This is a genomic window from Terrabacter terrae (assembly GCF_039529575.1).
In the GTDB taxonomy this organism is placed as follows: Bacteria; Actinomycetota; Actinomycetes; order Actinomycetales; family Dermatophilaceae; genus Terrabacter; species Terrabacter terrae.
Genome location: NZ_BAAANB010000124.1, coordinates 1 through 2,460, shown reverse-complemented (window position 1 = coordinate 2,460; position 2,460 = coordinate 1). Strand labels below are relative to the sequence as shown.

At 74.2% G+C, this 2,460-nt stretch carries 4 protein-coding genes; 1 reads left to right on the top strand and 3 read right to left on the bottom strand.

The genetic code is table 11. From position 1 onward, the window contains the following. The 3 genes from ABD194_RS19830 to ABD194_RS19820 form a co-directional block, all read right to left on the bottom strand. Window positions 1-203 (bottom strand): NAD(P)/FAD-dependent oxidoreductase (locus tag ABD194_RS19830; RefSeq protein WP_343994718.1); only part of this gene is annotated, 203 nt, incomplete at its 3' end. Beyond that, on the bottom strand, window positions 200-751 hold the full coding sequence (locus tag ABD194_RS19825; RefSeq protein ID WP_343994716.1) for an isoprenylcysteine carboxyl methyltransferase family protein: 552 nt from the start codon (window positions 749-751) through the stop codon (window positions 200-202). The genes ABD194_RS19825 and ABD194_RS19830, both read right to left, overlap by 4 nt. A gap of 75 nt (window positions 752-826) precedes the next feature. Next, a complete protein-coding gene (locus ABD194_RS19820; protein ID WP_343994714.1) occupies window positions 827-1,897 on the bottom strand; it encodes a type III polyketide synthase in 1,071 nt (356 codons plus the stop codon). A gap of 37 nt (window positions 1,898-1,934) precedes the next feature. On the opposite strand from ABD194_RS19820, the gene ABD194_RS19815 reads away from it, so the two are divergent. Continuing rightward, on the top strand, window positions 1,935-2,460 hold a 526-nt coding region (locus ABD194_RS19815; protein WP_343994712.1), incomplete at its 3' end, for a UbiA family prenyltransferase.

Genomic DNA, 2,460 nt, shown 5'->3' with positions numbered 1-2,460 from the left:
CCGTGCAGGTCGTAGCCCTGCGGGTCCACGCCGAGCTCGAGCAGGCTCTGCAGGCCACCAGGCATGAGCCCCTCGCCGCACGCCTTGTCGATGGTGCCGGCCCGCGGCTCGAGGACGACGGGAGACAGGCCCGAGCGGACGGCATACAACGCGGCGGCGAGCCCGACGGGGCCTCCCCCGATGACGACGACGTCGGCGCTCACCGGGCCACCCCGCTCGCTGCAGCGACGGGAGAGGCGAGCTCGCGCAGGGCGGCACTCTCGCAGCGGACCCGGACGGTCAGCAGGGCCGCGTTGGCGACGGAGAAGACGAGGGCGGTGACCCAGGCGGAGTGCACGAGCGGCAGGGCCAGTCCCTCGACCACCACGGCGACGTAGTTCGGGTGCGGGACCAGCCGGTAGGGGCCGCGGCGCACGAGCGGCAGGCCCGGGACGACGATGACGCGGGTGTTCCACTGCTTGCTGAGTGTCGCGATGCACCACCAGCGCAGGGCCTGGCTCCCGAGGGCCAGCGCCAGCATCGACCAGCCGAGGGCGGGGACGAACGGGCGGTCGGCGAGCCAGACCTCGGCCACCGCACCGATGAGCAGACCGGTGTGCAGGACGACCATGAAGAGGTAGTGCCCCTGCCCCCGTTCCACGCCGCCCCGGGAGAGCGCCCAGGCCGCGTGCCGCCTGGAGACGACGAGCTCGGCGACGCGCTCCAGCCCGACGAGCGCGACCAGGACGGTGAAGAGCCACTGCGAGGTCACGCCGCCACTCTCCTTCTCCTCGGTCCTGCCTGTCCGTGCGCCCGCCACTCGTTCTGCTGTTGTGTGCTCTGTGTATCAGTCGGCCATCCGCAGGAGCACGAGTTCGAGGCAGAATCCCGGGCCCATGGCCAGCAGCACGCCCCATGTGCCCGGTTCGGGCGTTTGGTCCGCCAGGGTGTCGGCGAGCACGTGCAGCACGGAGGCCGAGCTGAGGTTGCCGATGCGGTCGAGGGACCTCCACGTGACCCCCAGCGCCTCACGCTCGACCTCGAGCGCCTCCTGCATCGCCTCGAGCACCTTCGGGCCGCCGGGATGGGCGACCCACCAGCCGATGTCCGCGCGGGTCAGGCCCTGCTCGGCCAGGAAGCGGTCGACGTCGTCGCGCACGTTCTCGCGCACGAGGTCGGGGACCTCGGCACCGAGGACGATGCGCAGGCCGGTGGCCCCGACGTCCCAGCCCATGGCCCGCTCGGTGCCGGCGTAGAGGCGGCTGCGTGTCGCGACGACGCGGGGCTGCGCCGGGGCCAGGGCGGCGGCGCGGTTGGCACCGACCATGACGACGGCCGCGGCGCCGTCGCCGAAGAGGCCGCTGGCGACGAGGTTGGCCACCGAGCGGTCGTCGCGCTGGACCGTGAGGCTGCACAGCTCGACCGAGAGCAGGACCGCGACGTCGTCGGGGTGGCCGAGCAGGTAGTCGTGCACGCGCGCCACCCCGGCCGCGCCGGCCACGCAGCCCAGACCGACGAGCGGCACGCGCTTGACGTCGTCGCGCAGCCCGATCTCGGCGGCGACGCGCGCCTCGATCGAGGGCACGGCGAGCCCCGTGATGGTCGTCGACACGACGAGGTCGACGTCCCGCGGGGTGAGCCCGGCAGCGGCGAGCGCCTTGGTGACCGCCTGCGAGCCGAGCTCGGTGGCGACCCGGATGAACTCGTCGTTGGCCTCCCCGAAGTCCGCGAGCTGCCAGTAGCGCTCGAGCGGCAGGGCGAGGTGCCGCCGACTGACCCCGGCGTTGGCGTGGAACCGTTCGAGCAGGGCCCGGTCCGCGCCGGTGGAGCCGAGCACGTCGGCGAAGGCAGCGGTCACCTCGGACTGGGCGTAGGCGTGCCCGGGAAGGACGCCGCGCACGGCCGCGAGGTGGCTCACGAGGGTTCCGTACCCATCCGGACCTATGCTCGGGCTCGTGGTGGCGCAGCGGGCGGAGCGGCGGACGGCGCGCGGGCTCGTGCGCGCCTGCCATCCGGGCCCCACCCTCGCGGTCACCGTGCTCACCGCGCTGCTCGCGTGGTCGGCCGGTCACACCCCGGCGCATGGGCTGCTCGTCACGGCGGCCGTGCTCACCGGGCAGCTGTCGATCGGGTGGTCCAACGACCTCGTCGACGTGCGCCGCGACCGTGCCGTCGGGCGCCCGGACAAGCCACTGGCGGCCGGCGAGGTCTGCGAGACGGTCGTCCGCGCGGCGTGCGGCGTCGCGCTCGTGGCCTGCGTCGTCCTGTCGTTCGCGTGCGGGTGGCGCTCTGCGCTCGTGCACCTCGTGCTCGGGGTGGCCTCGGGCTGGGCGTACAACCTCTGGTTCAAGCGCACCCCGCTCTCCCCGCTGCCGTATGCCGTCGCCTTCGCCGCGCTGCCCGCCGTCGTCACGCTCGCGCTGCCGTCCCCGGCCTGGCCCCCCGGGTGGGTGCTCGTCACCGGGGCGCTGCTCGGGGTCG